Origin of the sequence: Streptomyces sp. NRRL F-5755 (assembly GCF_001279365.1) — a bacterium.
In the GTDB taxonomy this organism is placed as follows: domain Bacteria; phylum Actinomycetota; class Actinomycetes; order Streptomycetales; family Streptomycetaceae; genus Streptomyces; species Streptomyces rimosus.
Map to the genome: position 1 here is coordinate 1 of NZ_LGCW01000066.1, position 13,963 is coordinate 13,963.

Here is a 13,963-nt window from a genome sequence, read left to right on the forward strand (position 1 = left end):
CGCCCCGCACCCCGGACGCGCCGCACCCCCGCACCCCCGCACCGGCAGCCTCACCACACAGGCGGCGCGTCACCGCCTGCCGGCACGCCCCGGCCACACCCGCGAGGGCCGATGGCCGGGACGCCTCACCTCGTCCCGGCCCCCTGACCGAACCTCGCCTCAAACCAAACCCCGCCTCTTCCGGGACCCTCCCGGACCCACCCGGAGTCCTCCCGGGGCTCGGCCCGGCTCAGCTCACCGCAGCCCCGCCTCCTTCATCTGCCGCAGTTCCTTCTTCAGTTCGCCGACCTCGTCGCGCAGCCGGGCGGCCACCTCGAACTGCAGCTCCGCGGCGGCGGCCCGCATCCGGTCGGTCATTTCCTCGATCAGCTCGGCCAGTTCGGAGGCGGGCCGGTCGGTGGGCGCGGCGGCGCCCTTCGCGGCCTTGCCCTTGGCCGTCTTTCCGCCCAGTGCGGGCACCGGCGCCTTGCCCTTGGCGTCCTTGCCGTCGGCCGCCTTGCGGTAGCCCGTGCCCAGCAGCTCCTGGGTGTCGATCTCCTCGCGCGCGAGGGTCGCGACGATGTCGCCGATCTTCTTGCGGAGCGGCTGCGGGTCGATGCCGTTCTCCTTGTTGTACGCGAGCTGCTTCTCCCGGCGGCGGTTGGTCTCGTCGATGGCCCTGCGCATCGCCGGGGTGATCTTGTCCGCGTACATATGGACCTGGCCGGAGACGTTACGGGCGGCCCGGCCGATGGTCTGAATCAGCGACGTGCCCGAGCGCAGGAAGCCCTCCTTGTCGGCGTCCAGGATCGCGACCAGCGACACCTCGGGCAGGTCGAGGCCCTCGCGCAGCAGGTTGATGCCGACCAGGACGTCGTACTCGCCGGCCCGCAGCTCCCGCAGCAGCTCGACGCGGCGCAGGGTGTCCACGTCGCTGTGCAGGTAGCGCACCTGGATGCCGAGTTCGACGAAGTAGTCCGTCAGGTCCTCGGCCATCTTCTTGGTGAGGGTGGTGACCAGGACCCGTTCGTCCTTCTCGGTACGCGTACGGATCTCGTGGACCAGGTCGTCGATCTGGCCCTCGGTGGACTTGACGATCACCTCGGGGTCGACCAGGCCGGTCGGGCGGATGATCTGCTCCACGTACCCGTCGGACCGCGAGAGCTCGTACGAGCCGGGCGTCGCCGAGAGGTAGACGGTCTGGCCGACGCGCTCCAGGAACTCCTCCCACTTCAGCGGCCGGTTGTCGAGGGCGGACGGCAGCCGGAAGCCGTGCTCGACCAGGGTGCGCTTGCGGGAGGCGTCGCCTTCGTACATCGCGCCGATCTGCGGGACGGTGACGTGCGACTCGTCGATGACCAGGAGGAAGTCGTCCGGGAAGTAGTCCAGGAGGGTGTTGGGCGGGCTGCCGGGGGCGCGGTCGTCCATGTGCAGCGAGTAGTTCTCGATGCCGGAGCAGGAGCCGACCTGGCGCATCATCTCGATGTCGTAGGTCGTGCGCATGCGCAGCCGCTGGGCCTCCAGGTGCTTGCCCTGCTTCTCCATCGTGGCCAGGGTCTCGGCCAGCTCCGCCTCGATTCCGGCGATGGCCTTTTCCATGCGCTCGGGGCCCGCGACGTAGTGGCTGGCCGGGAAGACGTACAGCTGCTGGTCCTCGCTGATCACCTCGCCGGTGAGCGGGTGGAGGGTGGACAGCGCCTCGATCTCGTCGCCGAACATCTCGATGCGGACGGCGAGCTCCTCGTAGACCGGGAAGATCTCGATGGTGTCGCCGCGGACGCGGAACGTGCCGCGGGTGAAGGCCAGGTCGTTGCGGGTGTACTGGATGTCGACGAAACGGCGGAGCAGCTGGTCGCGGTCGATCTCGTCGCCGACCTTGAGCGCCACCATGCGGTCCACGTACTCCTGGGGCGTGCCCAGGCCGTAGATGCAGGAGACCGAGGCGACCACGACCACGTCCCGCCGGGTGAGCAGGGAATTCGTCGCGGAGTGGCGCAGCCGCTCGACTTCCTCGTTGATCGAGGAGTCCTTCTCGATGTAGGTGTCCGACTGCGGGACGTACGCCTCGGGCTGGTAGTAGTCGTAGTACGAGACGAAGTACTCGACGGCGTTGTTGGGCAGCAGCTCGCGGAACTCGTTGGCGAGCTGCGCCGCGAGGGTCTTGTTGGGCGCCATGACGAGGGTGGGGCGCTGCAGCTTCTCGATCATCCACGCGGTGGTCGCCGACTTGCCGGTGCCGGTCGCGCCGAGCAGGACGACGTCCTTCTCACCGCCGCTGACGCGCTGCGCGAGTTCGGCGATGGCCGCCGGCTGGTCGCCGCTGGGCTGATAGGGGCTGACGACCTCGAAGGGCGCCACCGTGCGTTCGATCTTGGAAACGGGCCGCATGTCATCAACCGTACGGCCCCCCACTGACAATCGACCGGAAAACGCTCCGACCAGCGGTTCTGTCGGCTCTGTCAGCTCTGTCGGCGGAAGCGGCGGGGCTCGGCGGCCGGGGGCGGGCCCGCGCGGAGGCGGCCGGGCCGGCTCGGCCTCCGCGGCGCCCGGACCGAAGCCGGCCGGGCCGCGCGGGGGCGGCCGGGAGCCGGGACGCGGCGGGCGCAAGACCAGAACCGGCCAGCGGGGCCGGGCGGGCCGATATCCCGGCCGACGGGCGTGGAGGCCGGGGCTCCGCGCCCCGGGGCGCGCGCGGCACGTGTGTATGTTGCGTGCTTTTTGAGGAGATCACGCGATCCGGGCGTTCAAACACGGAACACAGGTCGCTTCTCGTTCAGTTTCTGTCCATCCGGCGCCTGTCTCCCGGTACGTCCCGACTGCGACCCTCTGCGCGTCCCACCCCGAATCCACCTCGTTCACCGCGGGCATTCCGGCGGGCCCCGGCTCCGCTTCCGGCCCATCCGGCCGGTGCCATGCCCTCGGCCCGCCCCGTACGCGCCCGCCATCACGTCGTCACTAGGAGTCCGCATGCGTTTCCGCTCCGTCGCCACTGTCGCCGGTGTGCTCGTGGGCCTGACCGTGTCCCTGTTCCCCGCCACGAGCACCCAGGCCGCCGACGCCCACCGCACCGTGGTGACCGTCGCCCACCGGGGCGCCTCCGCGTACGCGCCCGAGAACACGCTCGCCGCCGTCGACGCGGCCGCCGACCTCGGCTTCGCCTGGGTGGAGAACGACGTCCAGCGCACCAAGGACGGCGAACTGGTCATCCTCCACGACACCTCGCTCGCCCGGACGACCAACGTGGAGCAGGTCTTCCCGGGCCGCGCCCCCTGGAACGTCGCCGACTTCACGCTCGCGGAGATCGAGAAGCTGGACGCCGGCAGCTGGTTCGGCCCGAAGTTCAGCGGTGAGCGCGTCCCGACGCTGGAGGACTACATGGACACCGTCGAGGACAACGACCAGAACCTGCTGCTGGAGATCAAGTCGCCCGAGCTGTACCCCGGTATCGAGCGGCAGATCCTCAAGGAGCTGCGCGAGGACGGCTGGCTGGACCGCGACCACGTCAAGCGCCGGCTGATCGTGCAGAGCTTCAGCGCCGACTCGGTGAAGAAGGTGCACAGCCTGCGGCCCGACATCAAGACGGGCTTCCTCGGTACGCCGGCCGTCGCCGAACTGCCCAAGTACGCAGCGTTCGCCGACCAGATCAACCCCCAGTACAAGTCGATCGACGCCGGGTACGTCGCGTCCGTGCACAAGGTGAAGGGCCCGCACGGCCGCCCGCTGGAGGTCTTCACCTGGACCATCGACGACGCCGCCAACGCGGTCAAGGCCGCCGGCCAGGGCGTGAACGGCATCATCAGCAACAAGCCGGACGTCATCCGCGACGCCCTGGAGAAGACCGGCCGGTAGTACGTCGGCCCCTGGCCATCCACCCGTAGCCGACGACGCCCCGGAGCCGCCCACCGCGGTTCCGGGGGCGTTGTCAGTGGCGGGTCATAGGCTGATGCCGTGACGAACACAGAGCGGGATCAGCGAGGCGGCCGGGCCGGGCAGCAGGAGCGGCCAGGCCCCGAAGAGCCGCCTGTGCAGGAGGCACCGGACCGGCCCGGGCAGGATGAGCCGAAGCCGGCCGAGCAGGAGGAAGCGCTTCAGGCGCGGGAGGCGCGCGACTGGGCCTGGCGCGTGCTGGACACCCCCATCGGCCCGCTGCTGCTCGCGGCGACCCGCGAGGGGCTGGCGCTGGTCGCCTTCCACTCCGACGAGCGGGTCGTCCGCAGGTCGCTGACCCGCCTGCGACTGGCGTTCGGCAGCGAACCGCTCCCGAAGATACCCCACTTGACCACGGCGGCCGACGAGCTGGCCCGCTATTTCGACAGTGGGCTGCGGGCCTTCACCGTCCCCCTGGACTGGTCGCTGTCCGCGGGTTTCAACGAACGGGTGCTGCGCGAGCTGGCCGCCCACGTCCCGTACGGCACCGTGGTCGGCTACCAGGACCTGGCCGACCGGGTCGGCGAGCCGGGCGCCGCCCGCGCGGTGGGCGCGGCCATGGGCTCCAACCCGCTCCCGGTCGTCGTCCCCTGCCACCGGGTGGTGGCGAGCGACGGCGGGATCGGCGGCTTCGGCGGCGGCCTGGACACCAAGCGCCACCTGCTGGCCTTGGAGGGCGTCCTCCCGCAGCCCCTCTTCTGAAGCCCCCTGCGGCCTGATCCGGCACCCTCCGCACCAGCGCTCCCACGCCCACCCCAGCCCGCCCCCACGCCCCTTCCCTCCCGTATGCCACCACCCTCGCGCGAAAGGCCCGCACCCGTCATGCCCCGCCAGATCGCCCTCCTCCGCGGCATCAACGTCGGAGGTCACAACAAGTTCCCCATGGCGCGACAGCGTGAACTGTTCGCGGCCCTGGGCCACCGGGACGTGACGGTCCTCCTCCAGACCGGCAACATCGTCTTCGCCAACCCCGGCACACCGCCCGCGGAGACGGCGCGCCGGATCGAGGCCCGGATCGCCGATGAGCTGGGCTTCCCGGTCCCCGTGATGGTCCGCACACGCGACGAGCTGGCCGACGCCGTCGTGGCCAACCCCTTCCCGCAGGCCGAGGCAGAGCCCAAGACCCTTCACGTGACGTTCCTGTCCGACGCCCCCGCCGACCCGTCCCCGCTGAAGGAGCTGGGCTCCGGCGCGTACGCCCCCGACCAGCTCCGGCTGATCGGCCGCGAGCTCTACATGTGGTGCCCGAACGGCGTGGGACGCTCCAAGCTCGCCGACGCCGTCTCCCGTGCCCGCCTCGGCGTGACGGCCACTTCCCGCAACTGGAACACGGTGACGAAACTGCTCGCCCTCGCCGACGCCTGACGGGGCGCGGGTCCTCGCCGCTTACGGGCAGTGCAGGGACGCGTCGGCCGGCCCCGCCACGAAGCGGGTGAACCGTACCTTCAGGCCCGCCCGCTGCGGCGAGCAGCAGAACGGCCCGGCGTACGCCTTGGCCTCCGGGTCCAGCGGCGCCAGCCGCACCATGCGCCACGGTTCCTGTTCGCGCCGCGCCCGTACGGTCAGCGCGTCGCCGCTGCGGCTGACGCGCACCGTGACCTCGCGCCCCGCCCACGCCGGTACGGGCGCCAGCGACCAGTCCGACCACTCGCGGGTGACCACCGCGCCCACCTGCGGCGCGCCGTCGCTCATTTCCACCCCGGCCTTGATCCACGTGCGCGCGTCCACCCGCACCATCGCCCCGGCCTGGTCGTACAGCTCGTCGAAGGCGGCGACGAAGGACACCTCGACGGCCGAGTCCGCGGGAAACGGCGCCAGCAGCGCATGCCCGGTGTCCCGGACGAAGCCATAACCGGTCCGCCGCCAGAAGTCGCTCCCCTCAGCGGCCGTGACGACCAGCGACCCACCACCGGACGCCCCGCCCTCACACAACACCTCCGGCGGCGGATTCAGCCACCGAGCCCCACCCACGCCCCAACCCATCTCCACCACGCACAGCCCCCTTCCGCCGTCCCCCCACACACACACCACATCCCCAACTCAAGACCCCCAACTCCAGCCCAAGCCCCAGCCCCAACCCCAACCCAAGTTGTCAGTGGCACGCCCTAGGCTGACGGAAAAGGGGGACCACCCGCAGCCATCCTGAAGGTGCCCCCTTCTTAGCGGCCCCCCTCAAGGGAGCACCCCCTTCTCAGCCACCCCCGTTCCACGCCGGACGGTTAGGGTCATCCGCCTTCACCACAATGTCGGCGATCTCCTCGGGCCGCACCTCGTCCTCGTACCGCGCGAACGCGGGCAGCGTCCACCGCTCGCCCTCCGGCGTACGGCGGGCCAGCGCGGCGGACGACAGCTTCAGGTGGACCGACAGGTCGAAGGGGAACCAGTGGCCGAACAGCAGCGGTCCGTGCAACAGCAGCACGCCGCCCGGCGGCAGTTCGGTGTACGGGCTGCGCGTGGCCCGGTCCGTACGGGGGTCCCACAGGTCCGGCAGCACCCGGCCCGTGCCGCCCGGGTCGAGCGGGGTGAACACCTCCCGCCAGAGCGCCTGCCGGTCGAACCACTCGTCGTAGTACGCGTCGGCGTCCTCCTTGCCGTATTCCAGGCGCAGAGAGGCGGGGCGCAGGAAGCCGTCGGCCGCGACGACGTGTACGGGCCTGCCGCGCAGCCGCAGCGCTTCCGCGAGCCGCTCGGTGACCTCCCCGGTACGGGCGGCCGGCGGCCCGTCGACCGCGACGCGCAGCCACGGACCGCCGTCCACCGGCGTTGCCGCGCTGATGCGCTCGGCCAGCGCGTCGGTCAGCCGTTCCCAGGTGATCGCTTCGAGCCGCACTCCTTCATTCTGCCGGGCGGGACGCCCTGACGGGCGCACCGGTTAGGGTGGCCGGTCGAGCCAGGGGTGAAGGGTGAGACGCGTGGGGGAAGCGGTTACAGACGGGCAGAGGTGGCTGCGGGTGCCGGTCGGTCCGGAAGGGCCGCAGTGGTCCACTCGGGCCGGAGCCGCGCGCGTCCTGTTCGTGGTCCACAACGTCACTTCCGCCACTCGCCTGCTGGACGTTCTCCCCTTGTTCGACGCCGACCCACGTGTCCAGTGCTTGGCCACATGTACGGGATCGTCGCCCTACCTGCACGGCGTACCGGAGCTGCTGGCGGACGCCGGACTACCGGTCCTGCCGTGGGAGCAGGCCGTCGAGACACCGGTGGACCTGGCGATCAGCGCCAGCTACGGCGGTGAACTTCACCTGATTCAGGGGAAATTGGCCATCCTGTCGCACGGCATTGGCTACAATAAGAGGCTCCCTACACCGGACACCGGACACCGGACACCGGACACCGGACACCGGGGGCCCGGGCCGGGGTCGGAGCCTGGTCGGGCGCCGGTTTTCGGGCTCTCGCCGGAGTGGTTGCTGCGCGACGGGGAGCCCATTGCGGCGGCCACCGTGCTGTCCCATCCCGAGCAGCTCACCCGCCTCCGCCGCGCCTGCCCGCCCGCTGCCCATACGGCCGTACTCGCCGGTGACCCGTGCTTCGACCGCCTGCTGGACGCGCTCCCCCACCGCGACGACTTCCGCCGCGCCCTCGGCGTCGCCGCCGGTCAGCGCCTCATCGTCGTCAACTCCACCTGGGGGCCGCGTTCCCTGTTCGGCGACACGCATGACGTCCTCCCCTGGCTCCTGGACAGCCTCGCCCGCGAACTGCCCGTCGACGGCTACCGCCGCTGCGCCGTCCTGCACCCGAACATCTGGCACGGGCACGGCCCCGGCCAGGTCCGTGCCTGGCTGCGGCACGCCGAGTACGCCGGGCTGACCGTCGTCCCTCCGCTGGGCCCCTGGCGGCAGGTCCTGGCCGCCGCCGATGCCGTCATCGGCGACCACGGCAGCGTGACGTACTACGCGGCCGCCATCGGTACGCCCGTACTCCTCGGCGCGTTCCCGGCCCAGGACCTGGACCCGGCCTCGCCCGTCGCCGAGCTGGGCCGCACGGCGCCCCGGCTCCGCCCGTACGAGCCGCTGCTCCCCCAGCTCGAAAAGCTGCTGACCGACCATCATCCGGACCGGTACGCCCAGCTCACCGCCCTGGCCAGTTCCGCCCCCGGCGCCTCGGCAGGCCTGCTCCGGCGCACCTTCTACGGCCTCATCGGCCTGGCCGAACCAAGCCCTCCCGCCTACCTGCCACGCCTGCTCCCGCCTGCCCACGGTGACGATGCCACCGCCGTGCCACCGGCCACGCCTCTTCGCACTCCCCTCCAAGTCCTGACTCACGTGCACGACCGCCGTCCCACCGCACCGCCCGAGATAACGGTCACCCGCTACGCGGACGTCGGCTCAGGCCCGTACGCACCCTCGGCCCCGTCTACGACTGCCTCCCCACCCGCTCCCGCTGGCCAGGCCACACCCCAGGTCGTCGCGTCCCACACCGCCATCCACGAGGACGCGCCGGACAGCACCCGGCTCCCCCTGGCCGACCTGGTGCTCCACGACTCCCAGCCCGAGCCCGCGGCCTGGACGCAGGAAGCGATGCGCCGCCACCGGCACTGCGCCATGGCCGCATGCGTCACCGCGCCGGACACCTGCCTCGTACGCGTCCCGGACGGCAGCCTCGTCACCCTCACCGCGGCGCCCGGTCCGGACGACCGCCGCGACCGGTGCGATCCGGCCGTGTACGCCTCGGCCCTCTACGCCTGGTACGAGCGGGGCAAGTCCCTCGAAGACCTCCTCGACGGCTTGACCGTGGTGACGGGCGACGCCGCCCACCGCCTTCAGGTGACGATCACCCCTCCCGGCTGAAGCCCTCCGTAACCACTCCCCCTCTCAAGGCCGGCCGTGCCAGCTGCCCCACAGCCGGTTCCGTCCCCGGCTGCTTCCTTCCGCCCGCGCCTGCTGCCCTACTGCTCCAACCGCTCCAGTCGGGCCCGTACGGCTCCGGTTCTGGGCGCTCCCGTCCTCTCGTGGAGGGTCAACGCCGCCCTCAGGAAACGGATCTCCGCCTCCGTGTCCCCGGCCTGGTGGGCCCGCTCGGCGCGCAGCTCCGCCAGATCCGCCTGCTGGACGACCGAGCCTTCCGCGGCCATGACCGTCGCGGCCCGGCCGAGTGGCTCGTCGGCCTCCTCCGCGCGCCCGGCGGCGATCAGCGTCTGCCCGAGGCTCATCAACACCCGCGCCTCGTTGTACGGATCGGGCAGCGCGCGTATCAGTTGCAGGGCGTGCCGCAGCTGTTCTATCGCTTCCTCTTGGCGGCCCATCCCTTGGAGTGACCGTCCGAGGTGGTGTTCCAGCAGGGCCAGTGCCCGCGGGTCACCAACCTGCCGGGCAAGATCACGGGCCGACCGGAAGCACTCGGCGGCGTCGGTCCATCGCTCCTGCTTCAGATGCAGCAACCCCAGCGATTCGACTGCGGTGGCCTCGCCACGCATGTGTCCGGCACGCCGGTCGGCGGCAGCAGCTTCCTCGAACTGAGCCTGCGCCTGTGCATACTCCGCAAGGCCCAGGTAGGCGAAGCCGAGCTGCGCGCGCATCCGCCCTTCGGCCTCAGGGGACTCCTCCGCACAGCGCGCCGCGGCCTCCACGCCGAGCCGGTGGGTGGCGACCCATTGCTGGTGGAAGCCGAGCCGCAGGTGCAGTCCCCACATGGCCTCGCACAGCTGCCACGTCAGTTCGTCGAGCCCGTGGTCCGCCGCGGCCCGTACCGCTTCCGCGAGGTTCTCCCGCTCGTCCCGGAGCCAGGCCAGCGCGCTGAAGCCGTTCTCGTACGCGGCGGGCCGTCCCGCCAGCCGCGCGTACGCCGGTCCGAGATGCCAGCGGCCGGGCAACACGCACGCGTCGGCCGCCGCCGCGGCGCGCACATACCAGAGCAGTGTCCGGCGTACCGCTGCTGCCGCCCCCGCTATCCCGTCCTCCACCAGTGCGCGCTGTTCCGCGTACTGGCGCCAGAGGTCATGGAAGCGGTAACGCGCCTGGCCGGACGCACCGGCCTTGCGCTCGGTCCCGGATTCCGTCCCGGTTCTCGTCCCGGATTCGGCTCCGTCCCCGGCCTGTGGTTCGCCTTCTCGTGCCTCAGCTGCCGCCTCCGCCTCGGACGCCTCGGACACAGCCTCCACCAGCCGCGCGTCAGCCAGTTCGGCGAGAAGAGCGCCCGCCTCCCCCTCGGACACGCCGGCCGCGGCTGCGGCGGCTCCCGGCGTCACATGCCGCCACGGCCTCAGACCCGACAGCCGGAACACCTTGGCCGCGGCCTCCGACAGGTTCCCGTACGAGACGTCCATAGCGCCGCGCATCGGCTCGCCCGCCGCGCCGGGCGGTGCCTTCCGTTCGCCGGTCCCGTCATGCGCGTACGGCCGCTCCTCCCCATACGGCCCGTCGGTCTGGTCGCTCATGGCCATTTCACGCTCCAGCAGCTCCCAGTCCGGCTGTTGTGTCGCGGCGGCGCGCGCCCCGATCGCGCACAGTGCGAGCGGCATCCCGCCGCACCGCTGCGCGACCGCTTCGACTCCGGGGCCCGTGCCGCCCAGGCGAGCGAGGAGTCCGACCGCGTCGGGGGTGCCGAGCGGGCCGATCCGTATGGTGTGCGCGCCGTACTCGACGACCAGGCGGCCCAGGTCCGTACGGCTGGTCACGATGGTCAGCGAGGCCGGGGAGGCGGCCAGCAACGGCCGTACCTGGGCTGCCGAGTGGGCGTCGTCCAGCACGGTGAGGAGACGCCGTTCCACCGTCACCGTGCGGAACAGGCTCTCCTGCGCGTCCGGCTCCGTCGGTACGTATGCCGGGTGCACGCCGAGGTCGCGCAGGAAGCGCAGCAGTACGTCGGACGGCGTGACCGCCGTGGCCGCGGCAGCGCCCCGCAGGTTCGCGTACAACTGGCCCTCTTCGAAGCGGCCCCGCAGCGCGGCGGCCAGGCGTAGTGCGGCGGCCGTCTTGCCCACACCGCCCGGGCCCCAGAGGATGACCACGAGGGGCGCTCCGCCGTTCCCCATGCTCTCGGCGTCGTCGGCGGGGAGCGCCTGGTCAAGTAACCGCACCACCTCGGCCAGCACGGCCTCGCGGTCGATGAAGTGGCGCGTGACCGGGGGCAGCGTGCAGGGCACCAGCGCGCCCGGCACGATGGCCGGCGCGGGCTCGTGGATGGTCAGCGTGCCGATGCTCTGAGCCTGTACGGCGGCTCCGTAGACCGTTCCGCCGATGTGGTTTCGCGTAGTGGTGGCTGCCCGGTCGTCCGTCGTGGAGCCGAGCGCGGCCGGTTCGGGTGCGGCGGATGGTCCGGGCCCGCCGGGCCCTGTGTCAGCCACGAGCGGGCCCTCGCGTGCTCCCGCCGCCGCTCTGGTCGACCCTGGAGATCACACCGGCCTGGATGACCGTCCCGCGGTGCGCCCCGCCGGTCATGGTGTTGTGCACGTCCCTCACCGTGATCCCGGGTTCGGTGTCGGTGCGCATCTCCGTCAGCAGCTGGCGCAGTTCCTCGGCCGCGGCCGGGTCGTCCCGCAACGCGCGTCGCAGCCGTACCCGCCATTCGGCCTGCACGTCGGCCTCGCCTGCCTCGTCACCGTCGCGCTGTGCCGCCAGCAGATCCGTGCGCGACACTTCCAGCTCCCCTTGGAGCGCTTCTTCCTCGTCGCCGCCCCGGCGCCGCGAGAAGAACGCCGCCACCCGCTGCCGGGCCTGCGTCCACCCCTCCGTCACCATCTGCTGCACCAGCGCCGTCGCCCCCGCTGTCGCGAGCGCTGTCAACTCCGCGTCCATCGGCCCCCCTTGTTCAGCCGTACGAGACGTACGGTCGTGCGTCCGTTGCCACGGTAAGACGGTAAGGAGAAGTTCCTCTTCTTGCCCAGGCCGGGCCGTGGTCGAGCGGTGGTGAAGGTCACCGCCCTGCCGGTCCGCCCCGGGCGCCTCAGCAGCCCCATACCGGACGCGTCCGCACTGCGTCCGCCGCTCCCTCTTTCTCCGCTTCTTCCCCTCTTCGACTTCCTGCTCAACCACGCTACTTGACCCCACTGACAATCGGCGGCTCCCGCACCGCCGGCTAGGCGGCCAGGAGTCGCCGGGCGAGCGCGAGGGGCTTGTTGACCTGGTCGGACGTGCCGGATCCGGTGCGGGCCGCGCGGTGGTGGGGAACGCGTTCGACGGATGCCGTGCCGGATTCGGATTCGAGCGCGGGGGCGTAACCGGCGTCGCGCAGTGCTTCGAGGGTCGCCGCGGGCGGCTGGGCGCTGACGAGAACGGTGGGGGCGATGGCGCGCAGGCCGAGGGCCTGGAGGGCTCGGTGGGCGGCGAGTTCGCGGACCAGTGCTTCGTCGTCGGAGCGGATACAGCAGCCGGTGGGCAGTACACGCATCCGGCCATGGGCGCGGGCGGCGTCCTGGACGAGATAGGTCAGGGGCTGCGGCAGGGGGCCGGTGGCCGACGCCTCGGTGAGGGCGTCGAGGAGGTCCGCGGCATTACGGCCGGAGTCGAGGGCTCTGCGTACGGAAGCGGGGGTGAACCGCCAGGTCACGGCGTGGCCTTCGGATTCCCGGTCGGCGGCCGAGGTCATCAGGGCGGCGAGGGCCGCGGACGGAGGGCCCGGGACGACAGCGGTCAAGTCCGCCTGGAAGTGGGCCTGCTGGAGAGGCTGTGGCAGCAGGTCACGAAGGGCGTCGCTGAGAGGGGCGGGGTCTGTGGGGGACGCCGCGAGGAGGGCGTGGCCGAGTGGGGTCAGGGCGCCGTGTGCGGTGAGAGCGAGGAAAGCGGCCTCGTCGAGGATGTGGGTGGCGCGGTCCTCGGCCAGCGGTTCGCCGCTTACGGCCAGCGGGCGGTGCCAGGCCGCGGCGTCGAGGAGAACGGGCAGGTCGGGCCGGTGACCTGCGGCGTCGGCCGGTGCGGTGGACAGCGCTTTGAGGAGGGCGTGGCGCAGCGCGGGTGCGTGCCGGTCTTCACCGCGCACCAGCGCCGTGGGCGTCTCACCGAAGGGGGTGTACGTCGGAATGGACCAAAGAGTCGACCAAGCGGTCAGAACCGGAACGAGTCGCTCACCAGGGGTCTGCGCCAGCCAGTCGTCGTACGCACCGGTAGGCGCGGCCGTGATACCCGCAGGGGTACGAGTCAGCGCGATGAGGTCGGCGGCGAGCACGAGGTCGAGCAGAAGACGGGTGCGGGCCTCGGTCGTACCGGCTGCCTTGGCCAGGCGTTTGATCTCACGCAGGGCCAGCCCTCCCGTCTTGCGCAGGGCTGCGGGCCGGTCGGCGAGCGAGGCGAGCAGGCGGTCGAGGATCGCGGCGAGGGTGGAGGCGGCGGCCTGGGATTCGCCCTGGACGGAGGCCGTGGCGGCGCCGTTCTCCCGCGAGGCAGCCTCGGGGGCGAGCAATTTCGGGGCGGTGGGGACGAAGGTGCCCAGGTCGTGGGCGGCCAGGAGCTGTGGGATGCGGGGCGGGACCACGATCGCGCCGTCCTCGGTGGGGGCGGCGAGCCCGTCCTCGTGGAGGAGTTCCAGGGCGGCGGTCACCGCTTCGCGGGCGGGGCCGGGGCTGGTGGCGCCCAGGGCTCGGTACGTCTCCTCCGCCGGAACCGGCTCCGCGGCCAGGTCCGGGAACGACAGCCGGTGGGCCATCAGCGACTGGTAGTCGGCTCCGGCGGCGGGGGCGGCGGGCACAGGGGCGGCACGCCGGGCCAGGTCCTGGCTTACGCGGGCGGTGGCGGCGAGGAGCTGGAGGCGGGGGTGGTCGAGGTGGAGGACGGTGTGGTGGAGGGTTTCGTACGACCACAGGGCGGTGGCCAGTTCGCGGAGCCGGGTGGGCGCGGGCCTGCGGGACAGCGCTTCCGCGTGGCGGGTGAGCAGGGCGGCCAGCTCTTCGGGGGTGCGCTGCGCGAGGGAGCGGGTGAGTGTGTCGAGACCTTCCACGGCCAACGAGGTTAGGTCACTGGCCGAGCAGCGCGGTGAGTGCCCCTACGGGGTCGGGGTCCGCGCGGCCGGTGGGCCACCAGTCCTCGGCGCCGGGGTCGGATTCGTACGGATACCAGCGGTTGTCGTGGCCGAAGCGGAGCTGGATGCCGCGGGCGGGGTCGGTGAGGTGGTTGTGGCGGGGGGGGCCCCC

The 13,963-nt window shown here is 72.1% G+C and carries 10 protein-coding genes; 4 read left to right on the plus strand and 6 right to left on the minus strand.

Annotation, left to right across the window (positions count from 1 at the left end):
• Positions 1-234: 234 nt before the first annotated feature.
• Entirely contained in the window at positions 235-2,367 is a 2,133-nt protein-coding gene (uvrB, locus tag ADK86_RS09880) for an excinuclease ABC subunit UvrB (RefSeq protein ID WP_053696228.1), read from the minus strand.
• Positions 2,368-2,946: 579 nt separating this feature from the next.
• Between uvrB and ADK86_RS09885 the strand changes: the two genes are divergently transcribed.
• From ADK86_RS09885 to ADK86_RS09895, 3 genes are all read left to right on the plus strand, one after another.
• Positions 2,947-3,828: a glycerophosphodiester phosphodiesterase family protein gene (locus ADK86_RS09885; RefSeq protein WP_053696229.1), complete on the plus strand. Its 882-nt coding sequence runs from the start codon at positions 2,947-2,949 to the stop codon at positions 3,826-3,828.
• Positions 3,829-3,927: 99 nt separating this feature from the next.
• Positions 3,928-4,608: a methylated-DNA--[protein]-cysteine S-methyltransferase gene (locus ADK86_RS09890; protein ID WP_199834380.1), complete on the plus strand. Its 681-nt coding sequence runs from the start codon at positions 3,928-3,930 to the stop codon at positions 4,606-4,608.
• A 120-nt stretch (positions 4,609-4,728) separates the two neighbouring features.
• On the plus strand, positions 4,729-5,271 hold the full coding sequence (locus ADK86_RS09895; protein WP_053696230.1) for a DUF1697 domain-containing protein: 543 nt from the start codon (positions 4,729-4,731) through the stop codon (positions 5,269-5,271).
• 21 nt (positions 5,272-5,292) lie between these two features.
• Here ADK86_RS09895 and ADK86_RS09900 read toward each other — a convergent pair whose 3' ends face one another.
• A complete protein-coding gene (locus tag ADK86_RS09900) occupies positions 5,293-5,889 on the minus strand; it encodes a DUF1349 domain-containing protein (protein WP_107088445.1) in 597 nt (198 codons plus the stop codon).
• A 208-nt stretch (positions 5,890-6,097) separates the two neighbouring features.
• Positions 6,098-6,736 (minus strand): uridine kinase, encoded by a 639-nt coding sequence (locus ADK86_RS09905; protein ID WP_053696231.1) that lies wholly within the window; start codon positions 6,734-6,736, stop codon positions 6,098-6,100.
• Between the two features lie 607 nt (positions 6,737-7,343).
• Here ADK86_RS09905 and ADK86_RS09910 point away from each other — a divergent pair.
• On the plus strand, positions 7,344-8,690 hold the full coding sequence (locus ADK86_RS09910) for a hypothetical protein (RefSeq protein WP_324611379.1): 1,347 nt from the start codon (positions 7,344-7,346) through the stop codon (positions 8,688-8,690).
• A gap of 98 nt (positions 8,691-8,788) precedes the next feature.
• Here ADK86_RS09910 and ADK86_RS09915 read toward each other — a convergent pair whose 3' ends face one another.
• The 3 genes from ADK86_RS09915 to ADK86_RS09925 all read right to left on the minus strand — a co-directional run bounded on the left by ADK86_RS09915 (position 8,789) and on the right by ADK86_RS09925 (position 13,770).
• Positions 8,789-11,185 carry a tetratricopeptide repeat protein gene (locus ADK86_RS09915; RefSeq protein ID WP_053696233.1) on the minus strand — a complete coding sequence of 799 codons (2,397 nt, stop codon included), beginning with the start codon at positions 11,183-11,185 and terminating at the stop codon, positions 8,789-8,791.
• Positions 11,178-11,636 carry a hypothetical protein gene (locus ADK86_RS09920; protein WP_053696234.1) on the minus strand — a complete coding sequence of 153 codons (459 nt, stop codon included), beginning with the start codon at positions 11,634-11,636 and terminating at the stop codon, positions 11,178-11,180. The genes ADK86_RS09915 and ADK86_RS09920 overlap by 8 nt, the downstream gene beginning before the upstream one ends.
• A gap of 280 nt (positions 11,637-11,916) precedes the next feature.
• Positions 11,917-13,770 carry a helicase-associated domain-containing protein gene (locus ADK86_RS09925; RefSeq protein WP_234345786.1) on the minus strand — a complete coding sequence of 618 codons (1,854 nt, stop codon included), beginning with the start codon at positions 13,768-13,770 and terminating at the stop codon, positions 11,917-11,919.
• Positions 13,771-13,963: the final 193 nt, after the last annotated feature.

Bases quoted from the DNA above. Each gene is read 5' to 3' on its own strand.
- ADK86_RS09920 (WP_053696234.1), bottom strand. From the start codon at position 11,636: ATGGACGCGGAGTTGACAGCGCTCGCGACAGCGGGGGCGACGGCGCTG.
- ADK86_RS09895 (WP_053696230.1), top strand. From the start codon at position 4,729: ATGCCCCGCCAGATCGCCCTCCTCCGCGGCATCAACGTCGGAGGTCAC.
- uvrB (WP_053696228.1), bottom strand. From the start codon at position 2,367: ATGCGGCCCGTTTCCAAGATCGAACGCACGGTGGCGCCCTTCGAGGTC.
- ADK86_RS09885 (WP_053696229.1), top strand. From the start codon at position 2,947: ATGCGTTTCCGCTCCGTCGCCACTGTCGCCGGTGTGCTCGTGGGCCTG.
- ADK86_RS09900 (WP_107088445.1), bottom strand. From the start codon at position 5,889: ATGGGTTGGGGCGTGGGTGGGGCTCGGTGGCTGAATCCGCCGCCGGAG.